This window comes from Streptomyces sp. Tu6071 (assembly GCF_000213055.1).
In the GTDB taxonomy this organism is placed as follows: Bacteria; Actinomycetota; Actinomycetes; order Streptomycetales; family Streptomycetaceae; genus Streptomyces; species Streptomyces evansiae.
In genome coordinates this window covers 4,524,742-4,544,846 of record NZ_CM001165.1, presented here as the reverse complement: position 1 = coordinate 4,544,846, position 20,105 = coordinate 4,524,742, and the positions used below count along the sequence as shown (strand labels likewise).

Genomic DNA, 20,105 nt, shown 5'->3' with positions numbered 1-20,105 from the left:
CTGGGGGCCGGTGTCCGGGGGTGGGGGCTGGGGGCTGAGGGCTGGGGCGTCAGCTTCGGGGTGTTGATCACTCTTTGTACTGACGCACGGCCAAAGCGCCCGTTACCGTGGCTCCAGCGCTCAAGACTCGCGTCCATGGGAGGAACGATGACCGCCGATTCCCCGCAGGACGCTGGTTACCGCTGGCCGGTGCCGCCCCCGGGTGGGTGGACCGTGGAGGACCTTTTCACGCTGCCCGATCTCCCGCCGCACACCGAGTTGCTCGACGGGAGCCTGATCTTCGTGAGTCCGCAGCGAGACACCCATTCCGTGATGATCGACCTGTTGGTCGCGGGACTGCGCGACACGACCCCGCGGCAGTTCCGGGTGCGCCGGGAAATGACCGTCATCCTGGACGAGGCCAATGGACCCGAGCCGGACGTCACGGTACTGCGTGCCGAGGCCGTGTCCAGGGAGAAGACGCGGTACACGGCCGCGGATGTCGTGCTGGCGGTGGAAGTGATCTCCCCCGAGTCGCGGCGCCGTGACGAACAGTACAAACCGCGCAAGTACGCCGCCTCGGGCATCCCGCACTTCTGGCTCGTCGAGATGCCTCCGGACGACACGCACCCCGTGGTGCGCACGTACGAGCTCGACCCCGTGACAGGCGCGTACGGCCTGACCGGCATCCACCACAAACGTCTCCAGGTCTCGGCTCCGTTCGACGTCGATCTCGACATCACCTGGGACGCTGTGGACTCCCTGTAAGGGGTTCGAGGAACTCCAGCCTGTTGCCCACCGGGTCGTCGGCGTAGAAGCGGCGGTGGCCCGGGAGGTTGTCGTCCCAGGTGACGGGGATGGCGTGGGTGGTGAGGCGGGTGGCGAAGGCGTCGATGGCGGTGACGCGGAGGCCGGGGTGGGCCTTGCGGGCGGGGCGGAAGTCCGCCTCGATGCCGAGGTGGAGCTGGACGGACCCGCTGCCGAACCAGCAGCCGCCGCGTGCGGCGAGGGCGGGCGGCTTGGGGAGTTCGGTGAGGCCGAGGACGCCCGCATAGAAGGCGCGGAGCGCGTCCTCGCTGCCGGGTGGGGCGGAGAGCTGCACGTGGTCGAGTGCGGTGATCATTCGTACCCCCTGGTCAGGCGGCGTGGGCGACGGCGAAGAGGCGGCGGAAGGGGAAGACGGTGCCGTGCGGGCCCGCCGGGTAGGCGGCGCGGAGGGCGTCGCGGTAGGTGGTGAGGAAGTCGGCGTGGGCCTCGGGGTGGGGGGCGAGGGCGTCGAGGACGGGGCGCAGCCCGGTGCCCTTGACCCAGTCGAGGACGGGGTCCTCGCCGGTGAGGAGGTGGAGGTAGGTGGTCTCCCAGACGTCGGCGGCGAGGCCGAGCGCGGTGAGCCGGGCGAGGTAGTCGGCGGGTGCGGCGACGGCGTCGCCGTGGCGCAGCACCCCGTCGAGGAGCGGGCGGAAGCGCGGCAGAGCGGCGGTCTCGCGCATGAGGACGTGGCTCGGGGCGCCGAAGTTGCCCGGGACCTGGAAGGCGAGAGTGCCGCCGGGGTGGAGGGACTCGGCCCAGGCGGGGAGCAGGTCGAGGTGGCCCGGGACCCACTGGAGGGCGGCGTTGGAGACGATGAGGTCGTAGCCGCGGTCGGGGTGCCAGTCGGCGAGGTCGGCCTCGGCGAAGTCGAGGGAGCCACCGCCGTCGAGGGGCCCGGCGTACTCGGTGCGGGCCCGGTCGAGCATCGCGGGCGAGTTGTCGAGCCCGGTGATGCGGGCGGCGGGCCAGCGGGCGGCGAGGAGCGCGGTGACGTTCCCGGCACCGCAGCCGAGGTCGACGACGCGGGGCCGCTCGGTGGCCGGGTCGGGCACGCGGGCGAGCAGCTCGGCGAAGGGCCGGGTGCGGTGGTCGGCGTGGCGCAGGTACTGGGCGGGGTCCCAGCTGGGGGCGAGAGGCATGACGTACTCCTGACGCGGGCCGGTCAGACGGCCGGGACGGCGAGCGCTTCGATCTCCACGCGGAAGGCGGGGTGCACGAGGGCGGCGACCTGGACGAGGCTGGAGGCGGGCGGACGCGCGGGGTCCTGGTGCTCGTCGCGGACCGCGCGCAGGGCGGGGAGGTCGCGGGCGAGGTCGGTGAGGAAGAAGGTGTACTTGACGACGTGCGCGAGGCCGGAGCCGGCCGCTTCGAGCGCGGTGGCGAGGTTCGCGTACACCTGCCGGACCTGCGCCTCGGTGTCGTTCTCGCCGACGAGTCCGCCCTCGGCGTCGAGGGGGACCTGGCCGGAGACCACGACGAGCGGCCCCGGTACGGCGACGGCGTGGCTGTAGCCGTTGACGGGCGGGGAGCCCTCGGGGCGTACGTGGTGGCGCGGCACGACGGTACCTCCTCGGCAGGGGATCGTGTGCTGTCATCATGAAGCCGAGTTATCTCGACGTCAAGAGACTTCACGTCGAGCGACCCACTACACTGGGGGCATGGAGGACGAGGTCGACCGGCTGGTCGCGGCCTGGCGCAGGGAGCGCCCGGACCTCGACGTGGAGCCGCTGGAGGTGCTCAGCCGCGTCAGCAGGCTGGCGCGTCATCTGGACCGGGCCCGCAGGCTCGCCTTCGCGGAGCTGCACCTGGAGACGTGGGAGTTCGACGTGCTCACGGCGCTGCGCCGCGCCGGGCAGCCGTATCAGCTCTCGCCGGGCCAACTGCTCACGCAGACGCTCGTCACCTCGGGCACGATGACGAACCGCATCGACCGGCTCACGAAGAAGAACCTCGTCGAGCGCCTCCCCGACCCGAGTGACCGCCGCGGCGTCCTGGTCCGTCTCACGCCTTCGGGCCGCGAGGTCGCCGACGCGGCTCTCGCGGGACTCCTGGCCCAGGAACGCGCCCTGCTCTCCGAACTGAGCCGCACCCAGCGCCAGGACTTGGCCGATCTTCTCCGCCAGCTCACGGCGCCGTTCGACAACACTCCGAACTGACGGTCGGCGGCGGTCGGCGGCCCCTGTCCGGAAAACGGTCCTCACTCGAAAGTGTGAGAGGTTTTCTGGGTTTCGCGAAGTTATCCACAGATTCGCGGTTGTGGTCGGGAGGGGTGTGGGCGAGCCGGAAGAATTGATGGCAGCGGGTGGCCCACCTCCCCTTTGGGAGGGTGGGGTCTGTCCGCGTCGGGAGAACGGTCGGGTCTGTCCGCCTCGGGAGAACGGTCGAGTCTGTCCGCGTCCGAAGAACGGTCGAGTCTGTCCGCGTCCGAAGAACGGTCGAGTCTGTCCGCCTCGGAAGAACGGTCGGGTCTGCCCCCCTCACCCCACCCGCTGATCCACCGGCCCCACTCCCGCCCTCCGCGCCAGCGCCACCGCCGCCAGTGTGGAGTGGACGCCGAGCTTGCCGAGGACGTTCTGCATGTGGGTGCGGACCGTGTGCGGGGAGAGGTAGAGGCGGTCGGCGACAGCTTTGCGGCCGAGGCCCGCGACCATGCAGCGCAGGACCTCGCGTTCGCGCGGGGTCAGGGACTCGACCAGGCGTTCCGACTCGGTGCGGTGGCGGCGGGCCGCCGTCAGTTCGCGCAGGACGCCGGTGAGCAGCGCGGGCGGGAGGTGGGTCTCGTCGCGCAGCACTCCGCGTACGACCGTGAGCAGCCGGGAGAGCGAGCAGTCCTTCGCGACCCAGCCGCTCGCCCCCGCCTGGAGGGCCAGTGCCGCGCGGCGCGGGTCGTCGCGCTCGGCGAGGACCACCGTGCGCACGCCGGGCTGGGTCGCGCGCAGGCCGCCCACCAGGGAGATCCCGTCGAGCGGCTCCTCCGCGGCGGGGGCGCCCTGCGGGCGGGGCTGGCGGGGGACGGGGCCCACGCCGAGGTCGGCGTCGACGAGGACGACGTCGAAGGGGCGTTTCTCGGTCGCGGCGCGTTCCAGGCTGCGCAGCGCCGCCGGGCCGCTGCCCGCCGCGCCCACGTCGACGTCCGGCTCGGCCGCCAGCGCGGCGGCGAGCGACTCCGCGAAGATCCGGTGGTCGTCGACGACAAGCACCCTCGTACGCATCCCGGCCTCCCCCTCCCTCCGTCCCTTGACGGAGGTGACCCCGCCTCAGAGTACGGACGTGGGCTCTTCCCAGGAGAGGATTTCCCCGATTCCCGCCCGAAACACCCCCGGCCGAGGGGGCCTGCGGGACGGCGGTGACCCGCCACCCCTCTCACGGTGCGCCGTCGTCCCTCTCAGGGGGCACCGCCGTCCCTCTCACGGTGACCCGCCATCCCTCTCACGGGGCATCGCCGCCCCGCCCGGGGGTCAGCGGACGCGGCGCGCGCCCTCGCTCGGCACCGCCGAGAACACCCTCGGCTCCCGGTGTCCCGCCTCCGCGAACGTCCGGCGGACCTCGGCCTTCACCGGCTCCGCCAGCCCCGCGTCGACCAGCACGATCGCCGAGCCGCCGAAGCCGCCGCCGGTCATGCGGGCGCCGAGCGCCCCGGCGCGTACCGCCGTCTCCACGACGAGGTCGAGTTCGGGGGCCGAGACGCGCAGGTCGTCGCGGAGCGAGCGGTGGCCTTCCGTGAGGACCTGGCCCACGGCCCGGATCTCGCCCGCGTCGAGGAGCCGCGCGACGTTCTCGACGCGCTCGTCCTCCGTGACGACGTGCCGCACGTAGCGGCGCACGCGCTCGTCGTCGAGCTTTTCGAGCGCCTGCGGCAAGGTCTCGAAGGGCACGTCCCGCAGCTGGTCCACGCCGAGGAGGCGCGCCCCCTCCTCGCAGCCCGCGCGGCGTTCCGCGTAGGCGCCGTCGCCGAGGGCGTGCTGCACGCGCGTGTCGAAGACGAGCAGGTCGAGGCCGTGCGCGGGCAGGTCGAAGGGGACCTGGCGGGCGCTCAGGTCGCGGGTGTCGAGGTGGAGCACGTGCCCGGCGGCGCAGCGTGCCGAGGCGGTCTGGTCCATGATCCCGGTCGGGACGCCGACGAAGTCGTTCTCCGCGCGCTGTCCGATCCGGGCGAGTTCGGCGCGGTCGATGCCGAAGGAGAAGAGGTCGTCGAGCGCGAGCGCCGTGACGACTTCGAGCGCGGCCGAGGAGGAGAGCCCGGCGCCCGTGGGGACGGTCGAGGCGAGGTGGATGTCGGCGCCGCCGACGTCGTAGCCGGAGGTGCGCAGGACCCAGACGACGCCGGTCAGGTAGCCGGCCCAGCCGGTGTCGGCGCCGGGCGCGAGCGTCGCGAGGTCGAGGCGGAGCGCGGGGCCCTCCATGTCGGCCGAGTGGACGCGCAGCACCCCGTCCGTGCGGGCGCTGACGGCGGCGACCGCCGTGTGCGGGAGCGCGAGCGGCATGACGAAGCCGCCGTTGAAGTCGGTGTACTCGCCGATGAGGTTGACGCGTCCCGGGGCCGCCCAGATGCCCTCGGGCTCGCTCCCGTACAGCTCGCGGAACCCGGCGGCGACCTCGTCGGCGTGTGCGAGGGCGGTGTCCTGCGGGAGGGCGGTGTCCTGCGCGGGCGCGGGGCCGTTGCCCTGGCCGGGGATGAGGTCGCTCATCGGGCGGCCTCCGCGAGCTGCTGGGCGAAGGCCCAGGCGTCGGCGACGATGCCGGTCAGGTCGGTACGGGAGGGCTGCCAGCCGAGCGCCTGCCGGGCCCGTTCCGCCGAGGCGACGAGGACGGCCGGGTCGCCCGCGCGGCGCGGTCCGCTCTCGGTGGGGATCGCGTGCCCGGTGACCTTGCGGGCCGCCTCGATGACCTCGCGGACCGAGAAGCCGGTGCCGTTGCCGAGGTTGCAGATCAGGTGCGTGCTCCCGGCGGCGGCCTTGAGGGCGAGGAGGTGGGCCTCGGCGAGGTCGGCGACGTGGATGTAGTCGCGTACGCACGTGCCGTCCGGGGTCGCGTAGTCCTCGCCGAAGACGGAGACGGCGGCGCGGCGGCCCTGGGCGACCTGGAGGACGATCGGGATGAGGTGCGACTCGGGGTCGTGGCGCTCGCCGAAGTCGCCGTAGGCGCCCGCGACGTTGAAGTACCGCAGCGAGACGGCGGCGAGGCCGTGGGCGCGGCACTCGTCGGCGATCATGTGGTCGACGGCGAGCTTCGTGTTGCCGTACGGGCTCGTGGGGATCGTCGGGTCGGTCTCGACGATCGGGGTGTTCACGGGTTCGCCGTACGTCGCCGCGGTCGAGGAGAAGACGAGGCGGCCGATGCCCTTCTCGCGCATCGCGTCGAGGAGCGCGCGGGTGCCGCCGACGTTGTTGCCCCAGTACTTCTCCGGCTTCTCGACGCTCTCGCCGACCTGCGAGGACGCGGCGAAGTGGAGGACGCCGTCGAGTCCGTCGGGCAGGAGCGCGGCGGCGTCCTGGATGCGGCCCTCGATGAACGCGGCGCCCTCGGGGACCGCCGCCCGGAAGCCCGTGGACAGGTCGTCGAGGACCGTGACCCGGTGCCCCGCGCGCAGCAGGTGCGCCGTGACGACGCTGCCGACGTAGCCGGCCCCGCCCGTGACGAGGTAGTGGCCGCTCATGCGTGCCCGTCCTTCCGAAGTCGCTGGCCGCAGCTCACGCGTGCGCCGCCTCTCGCAGTCGCTCGGCCGCCTTCTCCGGCGGCACGTCGTTGATGAAGACGCTCATGCCGGACTCGGAGCCGGCGAGGTACTTCAGCTTGTCCACGGTCCTGCGGATCGTGAACAGCTCCAGGTGCAGCCCGTAGTCCGCCCGTTCCAGCGGTCCGCCCGCGCCCGTGCTGTACGCGGCGTACTCCTCGGGCGTGAGGAACGGTGCCTGGTGCCAGCCGGAAATATACGGGGTGCGTCCGGCGTCGGGTCCGAAGAGGCGGTCGAAGCGGCGCAGCAGGTCCAGGTAGATGACGGGCCATTCGGCGCGCTGCGCCTCGTCGAGTTCGGTGAGGTCGGCGACGCGGCGGTGCGGGTAGAGGTGCACCTCGTAGGGCCAGTGGGCGGCGTACGGGACGAAGGCGGTCCAGTGGGCGCCCTCGATCACGACGCGTTCGGAGGCGGCGCGTTCCTCGGCGAGGACGTGGTCGAAGAGGTTCCCGCCGCCGGTGGCGGCCTTGTGCGCGGCGGCGGAGCGGAGCATGAGGGCGGTGCGGGGGGTGGTGAAGGGGTAGCCGTAGATCTGCCCGTGGGGGTGGGCGAGGGTCACGCCGATCTCCTCGCCCCTGTTCTCGAAGGGGAAGACCTGGCGCACGGCCGGGTGGCGGGAGAGGGCGGCGGTGCGGTCGGTCCACGCGTCGAGGACGAGGCGGGCCCGGGTCTCGTCGAGGTCGGCGAAGGAGGCGTGGTGGTCGGAGGTGAAGCACACGACCTCGCAGCGCCCGGTGGGGCCGGAGAGCGAGGGGAAGCGGTTCTCGAAGACGACGACGTCGTAGTCGGAGGCGGGGATCTCCGTGAGGTGCTCGCCGCCGCGGGTCGGGTCGAGGGGGCACAGCTCGGCCGGGGGGTGGTACGTGCGGCCCTGGCGGTGCGAGGCGATCGCGACGGCGTCGCCGAGGAGCGGGTCGCGGCGCACCTCGGAGGCGGTGCTGATCGGGTCGAGGGGGCGCTTGTCGACGGCGTCGCGCACGGCGTCGGTCGTGTCGAGGTCGTAGTAGATCAGCTCGCGGCCGTCGGCGAGCCGGGTCGGGGTCTTCTTCAAGGCAACCGTTCTTTCTGGCGAATCGCCGCACGCGGGTGGGGCGCCGCCGCGTCGTCCGTCGCACCGTCACCTCGTAACGAACATAATTCAACATAACAAACCACGTCTACGGGCAGGCACTACGCCACGAGGGACGCCACCTGCGCCATACAGGGGCCAACCATCGCCAAGAGAACATCACGATCGAACAAAGAACACCACCTGAGGAGTTCATCGCGCGCGAGCGCGGGCACGCGCACCCCCGTCCGAAGCACCACCCCCCGGCGTCCCCGCCATCCCTTCCTCCCTTTCCTCCCCCTCCCCAACGCACAAAGCGAGTTCCCCCATGTACCTTGCGGACGGGCTCAGACTCCCGACCAACTGGCTGGACTACACGATCCTCGCGCTGTACTTCGTCGTCGTCCTCGGCATCGGTTTCGCCGCGCGGCGCAGCGTGAAGACCAGCCTCGACTTCTTCCTCTCCGGGCGCTCCCTGCCCGCCTGGGTGACCGGTCTCGCCTTCGTCGCGGCGAACCTCGGCGCCACGGAGATCCTCGGCATGGCGGCGAACGGCGCGCAGTACGGCGCCTACACCGTGCACTGGTACTGGATCGGGGCCATCCCCGCGATGGTCTTCCTGGGCCTCGTGATGATGCCCTTCTACTACAACTCGAAGGTCCGCTCGGTGCCGGAGTTTCTCCTGCACCGCTTCGGCAAGTCCTCGCACCTGCTGTCGTCGATCATCTTCGCGGTGTCCTCGGTGCTCATCGCGGGCGTGAACCTGTACGCGATGGCGATCGTCCTGGAGGCGCTGCTGGGCTGGCCGCAGTGGGTCGCGATCGTGGTCTCGGGCGCCTTCGTCCTCGTCTACATCACGGTCGGCGGCCTCTCCTCGGCGATCTACAACGAGGTCCTCCAGTTCTTCGTCATCCTCGCCGCGCTCATCCCGCTCACGATCGTGGGCCTCAAGCGCGTCGGCGGCTGGGGCGGCATCACGGACAAGCTGGACGCCTCGAAGGGGGACAGTTTCCTCACGGCCTGGCAGAACACCGGGATCGGCTCGGACAACCCGCTGGGCGCCAACTGGCTGACCATCGTGCTGGGTCTCGGCTTCGTGATGAGCTTCGGGTACTGGACGACGAACTTCGCCGAGGTGCAGCGCGCGCTCTCCGCGAAGAACCTCTCGGCCGCCAAGCGCACGCCGCTCATCGCGGCCTTCCCGAAGATCTTCATCCCCGCGATCGTCGTCATCCCGGGCCTCATCGCGCTCATCCTGGAGCCGTCGCTCGGCCAGAAGGGCAGCGACTTCCAGTACAACGACGCGATCCCGCTGCTCATGCGCGACCTGCTGCCCAACGGTGTCCTCGGCATCGCCGTCACCGGTCTGCTCGCCGCGTTCATGGCCGGGATGGCGGCGAACATCTCCTCGTTCAACACGGTGTTCACGACCGACATCTGGCAGCCCTACCTCAAGCCGAACATGCCGGACCGGCACTACCTGAAGGTCGGCCGCGTCGTGACGGCCGTCGGCGTCGTGATCGGCATCGGGACGGCGTTCATCGCCTCCAGCTTCAGCAACATCATGAACTACCTCCAGACGTTGTTCTCCTTCTTCAACGTCCCGCTGTTCGTGGTGTTCATCATCGGGATGTTCTGGAAGCGGACGACCGGCGCGGCCGGGTTCTGGGGGCTGCTCTCGGGGACCGTCGCCGCGATGGTCAACTACTTCTGGTTCTACAAGCAGGGCGTCATCGGCATCCCGAGCGACCAGGGAGCCAACTTCGTCTCCTCGATCGTCGCGTTCGTCGTGGGCGCGGTCGTCATGGTCGTCGTGACGATGGTGACGAAGCCGAAGCCCACCGCGCAACTGCAGGGGCTCGTGTACGGGACGAAGTCGCCCGGCGTCGAGGAGCCGCCCGCCGAGGGCGACGACGCCTGGTACCGCAAGCCGGCGCTGCTCGGCTGGGGCGCGCTGATCCTGGCGGCCCTGTGCTACATCCCGTTCTCCCTGTGAGCCCCTTCGAGCCCTCACCGTCTGACCCGGCAAGGACGAACCGACCATGAGCGACCACAGCAACCCCAGAGACGACAACACCCCCGGAACCCCGCACGGCCACAAGCCGGCGAACCTCGACGACATCCAGGCCGTCGAGCGGCTGGAGCGCGAATCCGCCACCGCGAGCCGCCTTTTCGACGTGCGGCTCATCATCGGCGGCCTCTTCACGGTCTACGGGATCATCGTCACGATCTCCGGCATCACCGCCTCGGACGCCGACCTCGCCAAGGCCCAGGACATCAACATCAACCTGTGGACGGGCCTCGGCATGCTCGTCCTCGGCCTGCTGTTCCTGGCCTGGATGGTGTGGCGCCCGCAGACGCCGCCGCCGGTCGAGGAGATCGTCGAGGACCTCCACCGCGAGGAGTAGCGGCGGTCCGACGAGTGTGGGGGCCGTTCCGCCCGGGTGCGCCCGGCGGGGCGGCCCCTTTCCGCTGCCCGGGGGTGCTGTCTCGCGTGCCCGGCCGCCGTCAGTCGGTGCCGGTGTGCCGGGGGCCGAGGAGGGGAAGGGCGTGGTCGAGGAGGCCGGTGCGGGCGGCGAGGGCGGCGGCTTCGAGGCGGGAGCCGACGCCGAGCTTCATCAGGACGCGCTGGACGTGGGTACGGGCCGTGGAGGGGGCGATGCCCATACCGGCCGCGATGAGGCGGGTGTCCTCGCCCTCGGCGACCCGGGCCAGGACCTCGACCTCGCGGCGGGTCAGCAGGTGCAGGAGGCGTCTGCCCTCGTCGTCGGGCTCGGCCTCCGGGTGGAGCAGCGCGTCGAAGGCGCCCTGGAGCAGCCCGGGGGCCACCGCCACCTCGCCCGCGCGGGCCTTCATGATGGCCCGCTCGACGCCCTCGATCCGCTCGTCGTGCCGTACGTAACCGCACGCCCCGGCCGCGAACGCCGCCGCGATACCGCGCGGGCTCGGCACCGGGCCGAGGACGAGCACCGCGATCTGCGGGCGCTCCCTGCGGATCTTCGCGACCGGGTCGAAGGCGCCCGGCTCGGCCGGGGCCGCCGTGCCGAGCAGGCACACCTCCGGCGCCCGGCTCACCACGAGGTCGGCGGCGCCCGCCGCGGGGGCCGCGGCGGCGAGCACCCGGTGCCCGCGCAGTTTCAGCGCGGAGGCGAGCGCCTCCGCGAGCAAGCGGTGGTCGTCGACCACCATGAGCCGCACTCCCATGGGCATCCCCCGCGTCCCCCCGAGTCCCCGCGTCCCGACCCCGCTCCCGCCGGGGCTGTCCCCCGGCCGGTCCGTCGTGCACCGGAAGCTACACGGATGTTCGACCTCGCGCGCCCCCTCCGGTGAAGAAGTGCCCCGTAATGCTGAAATCCCCCGCTTTTCGGGGGTGTTGCGTGTGGACGTGAGAGTTGTACGGGCGCGGAAGGGCAGCGCGTACGGGGGCGGGGGCGCCCTTGCGCGCGCCCCCGCCCCCTACCGTGCGGCCTCCTCAGCGCGCGGACAGCGGCCCGCGCGCCTCGGTACCCGGCCTCAGTGCGTGCCGCCGAAGGACAGCGCCAGGTAGGGGACGCCTTCCTCGGGGTCGACCGGCTTCTTCTCCTCCTCGGGCATGGTCTGCCCGAAGTACAGGCGGCCGTTCGCGAAGAGGATCTCGGAGAACTCGTGCACGAAGTGGCGGATGGTGCTGCCGCTGCGCTGGTCGTCCGGGGTCTTCAGGAGCACCTCGGTCTTCATCGTCCTCGTGTCGACCGAGACGACCTGGCTGCCCTGGTCGTAGGGCCCGGCCCGGTAGGCGAGCAGTCGGGGGCCGTCCATGCGCAGCGGGCGCAGCTCCCAGTCCTCGCCCGCGTCGAGGCGCTGGCCGGTGAGCTTGCCGGTGGCGAGGTCGAAGGCGACGATCTCGTTGGTGCGGGAGTACGCCTCCTTCTTGCCCTGGTGCTCCTCCGTCGGCACGTAGAGCCGGTCGCCGCCGACCGCGAAGTTGGCGCAGCCGGAGACGGCGACCGCGTCGCACGAGGCGCCGTACGTCTTCGCGTCGGCGGGCCAGCGCGCGCGGAGCGTGCCGGTGCGCCCGTCGATGGAGAAGAAGTCGGAGATGCCGGAGCCGTCCTCCGCCGCCTCGTTGACGTCGGCGCCGACGACGAGCGGGCTGACGGAGAGGATGTGCGCGAAGTCGATGCCGGGCGGCATCTTGTACTCGGAGCTGACCGAGCCGTCCTTCGGGTCGAGCTTCTGGACGAACAACTGGTCCTGGTCGGTGTTGATCGTGCACTTGCGGATCACCGCGAGGCCGCCGCTGCCGCCCTGGTAGCCGACGTCGTAGCACTCGTCACCCGGCTTCGGGGACCACACCTGGTCGCCGGACTCCAGGTCCCAGCCGTAGCCGCCGCGAGAGCCGCCCGCCGCGACGGTGCCGCCGCCGACGGTCACCTCGGTGAAGACCGCGCTGCCCTCGCCCGAGCCCACGCCCTTCGTCCACACCGTCTTGCCGGTGCGCACGTCGAACACGGTGATCCGGTCGCACTGGCCCCCGTCGTCCTTCGTGGGCCGCGCGCTCTTGTGCAGGACGGCGGTGAGTCCCTCGTCGGACTGGAAGCCGCTCGCCGAGCACACCGGGCCCGGCAGCTTCAGGTTCCACACGCGGTTGCCCGCCACGGCGTCGTAGCCGTTGATCTCGGAGAGCCCGGTCTTCGCGTACACCTTGTCGGTGAGCCAGGAACCGGGCAGCTCGTACACCCGCGAGCCGGCGCCGGTGTAGATCATCGGCACGCTGAAGAGCTGCCGGGCCGAGGGATCGGCCGGGGCCTTCTCCTTCGCGGGGCCCGCCGCCGGATCGTCCGTGCCGGTGCCGTCGCCCTTCCCGTCCTTGTCCTTCTTGTCGTCCTTGTCCTTCGCGACCGGGGTCGCGTCGGTGCCGGAGTTCGCGTACCAGACGCCGCCGCCGACGATGAGCGCGATGACGAGCACGGTCGCCCCGATGATCCAGAACACGGGCCCGGGACGGCGGCGCCTGGGCGCGGTGGGCGGCTGACCGGCGCCGTATCCCTGCTGGGTGTACGGGGCGGTCGCGTACGGGGGCGCGGGGTGCGGGTAGCCGTAGGCGGCCTGACCGCCCTGGGCGGGGCCGGGGTGGGGGGCGCCGTAGGCGGGGGCGGGGGCGGGGTGCGGGGTGCCGTAGGCGGGTGGGGCCGGGGCGGGGTGCGGGGTGCCGTGGACGGGAGGTGCGGAGGGCGTGGGGGGTGGGCCGAAACCGGCGGAGGGGGGCGGGGTGCCGGGTGCTGCGGGGGGCGTGGCGGGGGCCGGGGGCGGCGTGCCCTTACCCGTACCCGTGCCCTCAGCCGTACCGGGGCCTTCCGCCGGTGGCGGGGGCGTGCCGGAGCCGCCGCGCGGTGCGGGTGGGCCGAAACCGGGCGGGGTGTCCTGCGGGGGCTCGCCGCCCGGAGGCTCGTGCGGGGGCCGGGGCGGTGGCTGGGGCGGCTGAGTCATCAGCGCTACCTCGTGGCGGGCTCGCGCCCCCCGTCCGGCTCCCCCGCCGTTCCGTGGGTGATCACCCCGCGGAACGGAGCGGATCGGGACGCGCTCCCCCGCGGTCCTTGGTCGGTCGGGCGGGGAACTCTTTCTACCATCGACCACCCGTGCCGCACCCGGCGCCCGCTTCCCCGTGCCCAAGGAAGAACCGGCGCGTGATCCTCCCGTGACCGTCACGCGCCGGTGGAGCCCCTATTCGGCGAGTTCGAGCCAGCGCAGCTCCAGCTCGTCCTTCTCCCCGACGAGGGCGCGGAGTTCGGCGTCGAGCCCGGCGACCTTCTCGAAGTCCGTGGCGTGCGTGGCGATCCGCTCGTGGAGCTTCGCCTCCTCGGTGGCGATGCGGTCCAGGCGCCGCTCGATGCGCTGCAGTTCCTTCTGGCGCTCGCGGTCCTCCTTCGCGGAGCCGGCGGCGGGCTTGGGGGCGGCGCTCGCGGGCGCGGCCTGGGCCTGCTGCTGCGCGCGGGCGCGGCGGCGTTCCACGTACTCGTCGATGCCGCGCGGCAGCATCCGCAGCGCGCGGTCGCCGAGGAGCGCGAAGACGCGGTCGGTGGTGCGCTCGACGAAGAAGCGGTCGTGGCTGATGACGACCATCGAGCCGGGCCAGCCGTCGAGGAGGTCTTCGAGCTGGGTGAGGGTCTCGATGTCGAGGTCGTTGGTGGGCTCGTCGAGGAAGAGGACGTTGGGCTCGTCCATGAGGAGGCGCAGGATCTGCAGGCGGCGGCGCTCACCGCCGGAGAGGTCGCCGACGGGCGTCCACTGCTTCTCCTTGCCGAAGCCGAAGGTCTCGCAGAGCTGCCCGGCGGTCAGCTCGCGCCCCTTGCCGAGGTCGACGCGCTCCCGTACCTGCTGCACGGCCTCCAGCACCCGGAGGTCCGGGTCGAGTTCGGCGACCTCCTGGGAGAGGTAGGCGAGCTTGACGGTCCTGCCGACCTTGATCCGGCCCTTCTCGGGCTGCTCCTCGCCGTCGCCGCGCGAGGCGGCGGCCATGGCGCGCAGCAGCGTCGTCTTGCCCGCGCCGTTGACGCCGACGAGACCGACGCGGTCCCCGGGCCCGAGCTGCCAGGTGAGGTGCTCGATGAGCGTCTTGGGCCCGGCCGAGACGGTCACGTCCTCCAGGTCGAAGACGGTCTTGCCGAGCCGCGCCGACGCGAAGCGCATCAGCTCGGAGTTGTCGCGGGGCGGCGGGACGTCGGCGATCAGCTCGTTGGCGGCCTCGATCCGGAAACGGGGCTTGCTGGTACGGGCGGGGGCGCCGCGCCGCAGCCAGGCCAGCTCCTTGCGGACGAGGTTCTGCCGCTTGGTCTCCTCGGTCGCGGCCCGGCGCTCGCGCTCGGCGCGCGCGAAGACGTAGTCGCTGTAGCCGCCCTCGTACTCGTAGACGTCGCCGCGCTGCACGTCCCACATGCGGGTGCAGACCTGGTCGAGGAACCAGCGGTCGTGCGTCACGCAGACGAGCGCGGAACGGCGGCTCGCGAGGTGCGCGGCGAGCCAGGCGATGCCCTCGACGTCGAGGTGGTTGGTGGGCTCGTCGAGGACGAGGAGGTCCTGCTCGTCGATGAGGAGCTTGGCGAGCGCGATCCTGCGCCGCTCACCGCCGGAGAGCGGGCCGATCACCGTGTCGAGCCCGTCCGTGAAACCGGGCAGGTCCAGGCCGCCGAAGAGACCCGTCAGCACGTCGCGGATCTTCGCGTTCCCCGCCCACTCGTGATCGGCGAGATCCCCGATCACCTCGTGCCGCACGGTCGCCGCCGGGTCGAGCGAGTCGTGCTGCGTCAGCACGCCGAGCCGCAGCCCGCCGTTGTGCGTGACGCGCCCCGTATCGGCCTCCTCCAGCTTGGCGAGCATCCGGATGAGAGTGGTCTTGCCGTCGCCGTTGCGCCCCACGACGCCGATGCGGTCCCCCTCGTTGACCCCGAGAGAGACCCCGTCGAGCAGCGCCCTGGTCCCGTAGACCTTGCTGACCGCCTCGACGTTGACCAGATTGACCGCCATCCACCACTCCCGCTCGCGCTCCCCGCACCACTGGAACGGGCCGGGGGACAGACTCCCCAGGGTAGTCGGCGGGGGAACGCCGGTGGAGGGGGCGGCCGGTGGTGGTGGGCCGAGGGTCAGCGGATCTTCTTGAAGTCGGTACGCAACGTGACCGCCGCTCCCACGAGAGAGAAAGCGATCTCCTCACCGAACCGGTAGGGCACGGCAGAGGTGTACTCGTCCCCCTTCGGCACCTGGTAGAGGACGCACTCGCCGGTCAGCACGTCCACGATCAGGTAGGTGGGGATACCGCGGGCCGCGTACTGGTTGAGCTTGCGCCCGTAGTCCTGCCCGACCGTCGACCGGGAGACGCTCTCGGCCACGAAATGCACGTGCCGCTGGTCGACGAAGGCGTCACCAGGACCGAGCGCTCCGGCGTCGACCACCAGCACATCGGGCTCGGGCGTGTAGCCGTCCTTCTCCGGCAGGACGCCCTTGTCCCGCGTGACATGCAGACCGGAGCCACCGCCGAGTTGCTCCGCCAACTGCGAGCGGATCGAGTCGTCCGCCTCGCTGTGCGCCTCTGTGACCGGCGACATGTACAGACGCCCTTGATCGAACAGCAGTTTGACGGCTTTGGGCAGCTTCATCGAGCTGCGCACCTGACGCAACCACTGCGCATACTCCGGATACATCGCGGCCATCGCGTCTCCCTGATCGTCACGAGGTATCGCCATGGTACGGCCGGGCCCGGCGTCTCCTCGCGTCCTCGGCCCGCCGCCGGAGACGTCCGAGCACGCCGTGCCGGGGGCCTTTTACTCCCCCACCACGACCGCGCCCGGCGCCGGGGCCGTCGTCACGCGGGCCGTGCGGCAGTGCGGGGTCAGGGCGCGGGCGATCGTACGGGCGCTGTCCGCGTCCTGGGCGAGGAAGGCCGTCGTCGGGCCCGAGCCCGAGACGAGCGCGGCGAGGGCGCCCGCCTCCGTACCGGCGTCCAGCGTGCGGCGCAGCGCGGGGAAGAGGTCGAGCGCGGCGGCCTGGAGGTCGTTGTGGACGGCGGCGGCGAGCGCCTTCGCGTCGCCGCTCGCGAGCGCGTCGATCACCGCCGGGTCGGCCTCGGGCTCCGGGACCTTACGGCCCTCGCTCGCGGCGAGGCGGTCGTACGCGCGGTAGACGGCCGGGGTGGAGAGGCCCCCGTCCGCCTGCGCGAACACCCAGTGGAAGGTGCCGCCGACCGCGAGCGGGGCCAGCCGCTCGCCGCGGCCCGTGCCGAGCGCCGCGCCGCCCACGTAGCTGAACGGCACGTCGCTGCCCAGCTCCGCGCAGATCGCCAGGAGTTCGTCCCTGCTCGCGCCCGTGCGCCACAGCGTCTCGCAGGCGAGCAGCGCGCCCGCCGCGTCGGCGCTGCCGCCCGCCATGCCGCCCGCGACGGGGATGTCCTTGGCGATGTGCAGGTGGACGTCGGCGGGACGGCCCGCGCGGGCGGCGAGGGCGAGGGCGGCGCGGGCGGCGAGGTTGCTCCCGTCGAGGGGCACCTGCTCGGCGCCGGGGCCCTCGCAGGTGAGACGCGGGCTCTCGGCGGGCGTCGCGGTCACCTCGTCGTACAGGCCGACCGCGAGGAAGATGTTCGCGAGGTCGTGGAAGCCGTCGGGCCGTGCGGGGCCGACCGCGAGCTGGACGTTGACCTTGGCGGGGACGCGGACGGTGACGGCGGCGGGGCTCACGCGGGGGTCTCCTTCCCGGCCTGCGGCTTGTGCTCGGCGATGCGGGCGAACTCCTCGACGGTGAGCGACTCGCCGCGCGCCTGCGGGGACACCCCGGCCGCGCGCAGCGCCTCCTCGGCCGCCGCCGCCGAACCCGCCCACCCGGCGAGCGCGGCCCGCAGGCCCTTGCGGCGCTGCGCGAACGCCGCGTCCACGACCGCGAAGACCTCGCGGCGGCTCGCGCTCGTGGTCAGCGGCTCCTCGCGCCGTACGAGCGAGACGAGCCCGGAGTCGACATTCGGCGCGGGCCAGAAGACGCTGCGCCCGATCGACCCGGCGCGCTTGACGTGCGCGTACCAGGCCGCCTTGACCGAGGGCACCCCGTACACGCGCGAGCCGGGCGGGGCCGCGAGCCGGTCGGCGACCTCGGCCTGCACCATCACGAGGGTCCGCTCGACGCTCGGGAAGTGCTCCAGCATGTGGAGGAGGACGGGGACCGCGACGTTGTACGGGAGGTTCGCGACGAGCGCCGTGGGCGCGGGGCCCGGCAGCTCGCGCACGCGCAGCGCGTCGGAGTGCACGAGCCGGAAGTGCGCGGCCTTCTCCGGGAGCCGGGCGGCGACGGTGGCGGGGAGCGCGGCGGCGAGGGTGTCGTCGATCTCGACGGCGGTGACGTCGGCGGCGACTTCGAGCAGGGCGAGCGTGAGCGAACCGAGCCCGGGACCGACCTCGACGACCGTGTCCGTCTCGCGCACCTCGGCGGTGCGGACGATGCGGCGCACGGTGTTGGCGTCGATGACGAAGTTCTGTCCACGCTGTTTGGTGGGACGTACGTCGAGCGCGGCGGCCAGCTCACGGATGTCGGCCGGGCCGAGCAGGGGGTCGGTGCGAGTCACCCGGCAAGGGTACGGGGTGCGTGCCTGCGGAGGGGTAGAACGTTCGGTCTGCGGGGGCGGGGCGGGACGCGAGGGCAAGGGGGGCAGAACGTTCGGTATCGCTCACGCCGGACGCCACGCCCACGAGGCAGAACGTTCGGTCCCGCCCGGCAGACGCGTCCCGGCCCCGGGCGGGATTCGGCGGGGCGCCGTGCCGCCTCAGCCCTCGCCGCGGAGCCGGACGAGTCCGGCCGCCGTGGCGCCGAAGCCGCATCCGTCCTCGTAGAAGGGGCGCAGGCGCTCCTCGTAGTCGACGTGCAGCCAGTCGCAGCCCGCCTCGCGGGCTCCGGCCGCCGCGACCGCGACGAGCGCGCGGCCGAGGCCCCGGCGGCGGTGGCTCCCGGCGACCGCCGTGTCGAGGAGGAAGGCGTGGGCGCCGCCGTCCCAGGCGACGTTGACGAAGCCCACGAGGCGGCCGGAGGCATCGCGCGCGGCGGCCCAGCCGAGGCTGTGCCGCGCGAGTCGCACGGCGAGCCCGGGAGCGGGAGCCCCGCCGAACGCCTCGGCGAGAAGGGCCCGCAGCTCGCCGTCCCGCACGGGGGCGCGCCATGCGGGCGTCAGGGGGTCGGGGTACGAGGTCACGGGACGGCAGTGTGGTGGGCGGCGGGTGCGGGAGCCAACGGTTTTCGCGGACCGCGATTCCGCCGCGTCGGGCCCCGTACCGCAACCGTCCGTTCCGGCACGAACCGCCCGTTCCGTCACGCCTCGAACAGCCCCGGTACCCCGAAGGCCCGCGCCGTGTTGCGGGACAGGGCCTCTGCCAACTCGTCCTCCGCGATGTTCCTGACCTGGGCCATCGCGCGCAGCGTGACGGGGATCAGGTAGGGGGCGTTGGGGCGGCCCCGGTACGGGGCCGGGGTGAGGAAAGGGGCGTCCGTCTCGACGAGGACGAGGTCGAGCGGCGCGACCGCCAGGGCGTCGCGGAGGTTCTGGGCGTTCTTGAAGGTCACGTTGCCCGCGAAGGACAGGTAGTAGCCCTCGCGCGCGCAGATCTCCGCCATCTCCGCGTCGCCCGAGTAGCAGTGGAAGACCGTGCGTTCCGGCGCGCCTTCCTCCTTGAGGACGCGCAGGACGTCCTCGTGCGCCTCGCGGTCGTGGATCACGAGCGTCCGGTCGTGCCGCTTGGCGATCTCGATGTGCGCGCGGAACGAACGTTCTTGCGCGTCCTTGCCCTCAGGGCCCGTACGGAAATAGTCCAGGCCCGTCTCGCCGACCCCGACCACCTGCGGGAGCGCCGCGAGCCGGTCGATCTCGGCGAGCGCCTCGTCGAGCGCCGCCTCGCCGCCCCCTGGCCGCTCCCCCTGCCGCGACCAGCCGTCGGGATCGCCGTGCACGATGCGCGGCGCCTCGTTCGGGTGCAGCGCCACGGTCGCCAGGATGTCGTCGTACGCGCCCGCCGTCTGCGCCGCCCAGCGCGAGCCCGCCAGGTCGCAGCCGACCTGGACGAGCCGCGTCACCCCGACCGACGCGGCCTTGGCCAACGCCTCCTCGACGGTGCCCGCCTGCATGTCGAGGTGGGTGTGCGCGTCCGCCACCGCGACCCGCAGGGGCTCGGGCAGCGGTGGCGGCGCGGTCTTGTCGTCCTTGGCCTTCATGGGAACGATCCTACGAAGGCCGGGCGGACGAGGCGGAGGGGCGGGCGCGTGACCTGCCGGATGCGGCGGCCGGTCCCGTGGCGATCCGGCCTAGCGGCCCTGCGGCGGCTGCCGGTGGAAGACGTGGAGCAGGTCCGCGAGGACGTGCCAGTGGTGCGGGGCCTCCGACGGCTCCGCGCCCTCCGCGCCGGAAGCACCGGCCTCGCCGGAACGGGCACTCGCGGCCGTGCGCGACTTCGCCGGGGCCGCCCCGTGCCCGTACGTGTGCGCCTGCGAGGCCGCCGAGGTCACGCGGCCCGCCCGCATGATCCGGACGACGCCGCCCCCGCAGTTGAGGCACGACGGGCTGCTGAGCGGCGACGGCACGCGCTCGCCGCCCGCCAGGTAGACCACGTAGGGGTGGCCGTCCGGGTCAGCGTGCCGTTCTATCTCGTACGCCTGCTCCCAGCCGTGCCCGCAGCGCATGCAGGCGAAGGAGTAGGACTCCTGGACGGTTCCGGCGGTCCCGGTGGTCCCGGTGGTCCCTCCGGTACCGGTGGCCCCCGGGGTCGCGGTGGTCCCGGCAGTCCCAGGGGTCCCGGCGATCGCGGCGGGGCCGCTCGTGGTGGCGGGGTGGACGCTGCCTGCGAAGTCGCTCATGCCAGCTCCTCGTGTCGTGCCCGGCCGGCTGCGAACCGCCGGCCCCGGAGCGGCGCACCGCCCCGCACGACCAGTGCACTCCCGCCCGGCGGCCCGCACCATGGGGGCTGCCGAACGTTGGATCGGATTTGGCGAACCCGTGCACTTCGGGCCCTTCGCCGCGACCCGGACTTTGCCGAA

General features: G+C 72.7%; 20 protein-coding genes. 4 read left to right on the top strand and 16 right to left on the bottom strand.

Annotated features, from left to right (window positions below; translation table 11 throughout):
- The first annotated feature begins 147 nt into the window (after nt 1-147).
- Nucleotides 148-747, top strand: a complete 600-nt coding sequence (locus STTU_RS18965; protein WP_234019268.1) for a Uma2 family endonuclease — start codon at nt 148-150, stop codon at nt 745-747.
- On the opposite strand, the gene STTU_RS18960 is transcribed toward STTU_RS18965, so the two are convergent.
- The 3 genes from STTU_RS18960 to STTU_RS18950 are packed head-to-tail and all read right to left on the bottom strand — an operon-like array spanning nt 719 to nt 2,347.
- Nucleotides 719-1,102 (bottom strand): hypothetical protein, encoded by a 384-nt coding sequence (locus tag STTU_RS18960; protein WP_007825809.1) that lies wholly within the window; start codon nt 1,100-1,102, stop codon nt 719-721. The genes STTU_RS18965 and STTU_RS18960 overlap by 29 nt on opposite strands.
- A 13-nt stretch (nt 1,103-1,115) precedes the next feature.
- Nucleotides 1,116-1,928: a trans-aconitate 2-methyltransferase gene (locus STTU_RS18955; RefSeq protein ID WP_007825807.1), complete on the bottom strand. Its 813-nt coding sequence runs from the start codon at nt 1,926-1,928 to the stop codon at nt 1,116-1,118.
- A gap of 23 nt (nt 1,929-1,951) precedes the next feature.
- On the bottom strand, nt 1,952-2,347 hold the full coding sequence (locus tag STTU_RS18950; protein WP_007825805.1) for a RidA family protein: 396 nt from the start codon (nt 2,345-2,347) through the stop codon (nt 1,952-1,954).
- A gap of 100 nt (nt 2,348-2,447) precedes the next feature.
- Here STTU_RS18950 and STTU_RS18945 point away from each other — a divergent pair, with 100 nt between their 5' ends.
- The gene (locus STTU_RS18945; protein ID WP_007825803.1) at nt 2,448-2,945 is read left to right on the top strand and encodes a MarR family winged helix-turn-helix transcriptional regulator; all 498 of its coding nucleotides are present in this window, start codon (nt 2,448-2,450) and stop codon (nt 2,943-2,945) included.
- A 321-nt stretch (nt 2,946-3,266) separates the two neighbouring features.
- Here STTU_RS18945 and STTU_RS18940 read toward each other — a convergent pair whose 3' ends face one another.
- The 4 genes from STTU_RS18940 to galT form a co-directional block, all read right to left on the bottom strand.
- Complete coding sequence (locus tag STTU_RS18940; RefSeq protein ID WP_007825801.1) at nt 3,267-4,001, bottom strand: LuxR C-terminal-related transcriptional regulator; 735 nt, start codon at nt 3,999-4,001, stop codon at nt 3,267-3,269.
- Between the two features lie 246 nt (nt 4,002-4,247).
- Nucleotides 4,248-5,477, bottom strand: coding sequence for a galactokinase (galK, locus tag STTU_RS18935; RefSeq protein WP_043255685.1), 1,230 nt, complete (start codon nt 5,475-5,477; stop codon nt 4,248-4,250).
- Nucleotides 5,474-6,445 (bottom strand): UDP-glucose 4-epimerase GalE, encoded by a 972-nt coding sequence (gene galE, locus STTU_RS18930; RefSeq protein ID WP_007825797.1) that lies wholly within the window; start codon nt 6,443-6,445, stop codon nt 5,474-5,476. Before galE ends, galK begins: the two co-directional genes overlap by 4 nt.
- 34 nt (nt 6,446-6,479) lie before the next feature.
- Nucleotides 6,480-7,574: a galactose-1-phosphate uridylyltransferase gene (gene galT, locus STTU_RS18925; protein ID WP_007825795.1), complete on the bottom strand. Its 1,095-nt coding sequence runs from the start codon at nt 7,572-7,574 to the stop codon at nt 6,480-6,482.
- A gap of 325 nt (nt 7,575-7,899) precedes the next feature.
- Here galT and STTU_RS18920 point away from each other — a divergent pair, with 325 nt between their 5' ends.
- Together STTU_RS18920 and STTU_RS18915 are read left to right on the top strand one after the other, a co-directional pair.
- Nucleotides 7,900-9,567, top strand: a complete 1,668-nt coding sequence (locus STTU_RS18920; RefSeq protein WP_007825790.1) for a sodium:solute symporter family protein — start codon at nt 7,900-7,902, stop codon at nt 9,565-9,567.
- A gap of 46 nt (nt 9,568-9,613) precedes the next feature.
- On the top strand, nt 9,614-9,979 hold the full coding sequence (locus STTU_RS18915; RefSeq protein WP_007825788.1) for a hypothetical protein: 366 nt from the start codon (nt 9,614-9,616) through the stop codon (nt 9,977-9,979).
- Between the two features lie 100 nt (nt 9,980-10,079).
- On the opposite strand, the gene STTU_RS18910 is transcribed toward STTU_RS18915, so the two are convergent.
- The 9 genes from STTU_RS18910 to STTU_RS18870 all read right to left on the bottom strand — a co-directional run bounded on the left by STTU_RS18910 (nt 10,080) and on the right by STTU_RS18870 (nt 19,925).
- Nucleotides 10,080-10,775, bottom strand: coding sequence for a response regulator transcription factor (locus STTU_RS18910; RefSeq protein WP_007825787.1), 696 nt, complete (start codon nt 10,773-10,775; stop codon nt 10,080-10,082).
- Between the two features lie 309 nt (nt 10,776-11,084).
- Complete coding sequence (locus STTU_RS35920; protein ID WP_267881230.1) at nt 11,085-13,040, bottom strand: PQQ-binding-like beta-propeller repeat protein; 1,956 nt, start codon at nt 13,038-13,040, stop codon at nt 11,085-11,087.
- 234 nt (nt 13,041-13,274) lie between these two features.
- The gene (locus STTU_RS18900; RefSeq protein ID WP_007825780.1) at nt 13,275-15,074 is read right to left on the bottom strand and encodes an ABC-F family ATP-binding cassette domain-containing protein; all 1,800 of its coding nucleotides are present in this window, start codon (nt 15,072-15,074) and stop codon (nt 13,275-13,277) included.
- A gap of 116 nt (nt 15,075-15,190) precedes the next feature.
- Nucleotides 15,191-15,703, bottom strand: a complete 513-nt coding sequence (locus STTU_RS18895) for a Uma2 family endonuclease (protein WP_234019267.1) — start codon at nt 15,701-15,703, stop codon at nt 15,191-15,193.
- 165 nt (nt 15,704-15,868) lie between these two features.
- Nucleotides 15,869-16,777, bottom strand: coding sequence for a 4-(cytidine 5'-diphospho)-2-C-methyl-D-erythritol kinase (locus tag STTU_RS18890; RefSeq protein WP_043255682.1), 909 nt, complete (start codon nt 16,775-16,777; stop codon nt 15,869-15,871).
- Nucleotides 16,774-17,652 carry a 16S rRNA (adenine(1518)-N(6)/adenine(1519)-N(6))-dimethyltransferase RsmA gene (gene rsmA / locus STTU_RS18885; RefSeq protein WP_007825774.1) on the bottom strand — a complete coding sequence of 293 codons (879 nt, stop codon included), beginning with the start codon at nt 17,650-17,652 and terminating at the stop codon, nt 16,774-16,776. The genes STTU_RS18890 and rsmA overlap by 4 nt, the downstream gene beginning before the upstream one ends.
- A gap of 198 nt (nt 17,653-17,850) precedes the next feature.
- On the bottom strand, nt 17,851-18,273 hold the full coding sequence (locus tag STTU_RS18880) for a GNAT family N-acetyltransferase (RefSeq protein WP_420713558.1): 423 nt from the start codon (nt 18,271-18,273) through the stop codon (nt 17,851-17,853).
- A gap of 116 nt (nt 18,274-18,389) precedes the next feature.
- The gene (locus tag STTU_RS18875) at nt 18,390-19,286 is read right to left on the bottom strand and encodes a TatD family hydrolase (RefSeq protein ID WP_007825770.1); all 897 of its coding nucleotides are present in this window, start codon (nt 19,284-19,286) and stop codon (nt 18,390-18,392) included.
- Nucleotides 19,287-19,376: 90 nt separating this feature from the next.
- The gene (locus STTU_RS18870) at nt 19,377-19,925 is read right to left on the bottom strand and encodes a hypothetical protein (protein ID WP_007825768.1); all 549 of its coding nucleotides are present in this window, start codon (nt 19,923-19,925) and stop codon (nt 19,377-19,379) included.
- Nucleotides 19,926-20,105 lie beyond the last annotated feature (180 nt).

What these genes read in the sequence shown, in the direction of transcription:
- STTU_RS18965 (WP_234019268.1), top strand. Translation starts at nt 148, where the DNA reads ATGACCGCCGATTCCCCGCAGGACGCTGGTTACCGCTGGCCGGTGCCG.
- STTU_RS18895 (WP_234019267.1), bottom strand. Translation starts at nt 15,703, where the DNA reads ATGAAGCTGCCCAAAGCCGTCAAACTGCTGTTCGATCAAGGGCGTCTG.
- STTU_RS18870 (WP_007825768.1), bottom strand. Translation starts at nt 19,925, where the DNA reads ATGAGCGACTTCGCAGGCAGCGTCCACCCCGCCACCACGAGCGGCCCC.
- galK (WP_043255685.1), bottom strand. Translation starts at nt 5,477, where the DNA reads ATGAGCGACCTCATCCCCGGCCAGGGCAACGGCCCCGCGCCCGCGCAG.
- STTU_RS18960 (WP_007825809.1), bottom strand. Translation starts at nt 1,102, where the DNA reads ATGATCACCGCACTCGACCACGTGCAGCTCTCCGCCCCACCCGGCAGC.
- STTU_RS18910 (WP_007825787.1), bottom strand. Translation starts at nt 10,775, where the DNA reads ATGGGAGTGCGGCTCATGGTGGTCGACGACCACCGCTTGCTCGCGGAG.
- galE (WP_007825797.1), bottom strand. Translation starts at nt 6,445, where the DNA reads ATGAGCGGCCACTACCTCGTCACGGGCGGGGCCGGCTACGTCGGCAGC.
- STTU_RS35920 (WP_267881230.1), bottom strand. Translation starts at nt 13,040, where the DNA reads ATGACTCAGCCGCCCCAGCCACCGCCCCGGCCCCCGCACGAGCCTCCG.
- STTU_RS18920 (WP_007825790.1), top strand. Translation starts at nt 7,900, where the DNA reads ATGTACCTTGCGGACGGGCTCAGACTCCCGACCAACTGGCTGGACTAC.
- STTU_RS18945 (WP_007825803.1), top strand. Translation starts at nt 2,448, where the DNA reads ATGGAGGACGAGGTCGACCGGCTGGTCGCGGCCTGGCGCAGGGAGCGC.
- STTU_RS18875 (WP_007825770.1), bottom strand. Translation starts at nt 19,286, where the DNA reads ATGAAGGCCAAGGACGACAAGACCGCGCCGCCACCGCTGCCCGAGCCC.
- STTU_RS18940 (WP_007825801.1), bottom strand. Translation starts at nt 4,001, where the DNA reads ATGCGTACGAGGGTGCTTGTCGTCGACGACCACCGGATCTTCGCGGAG.
- STTU_RS18900 (WP_007825780.1), bottom strand. Translation starts at nt 15,074, where the DNA reads ATGGCGGTCAATCTGGTCAACGTCGAGGCGGTCAGCAAGGTCTACGGG.
- STTU_RS18915 (WP_007825788.1), top strand. Translation starts at nt 9,614, where the DNA reads ATGAGCGACCACAGCAACCCCAGAGACGACAACACCCCCGGAACCCCG.
- STTU_RS18955 (WP_007825807.1), bottom strand. Translation starts at nt 1,928, where the DNA reads ATGCCTCTCGCCCCCAGCTGGGACCCCGCCCAGTACCTGCGCCACGCC.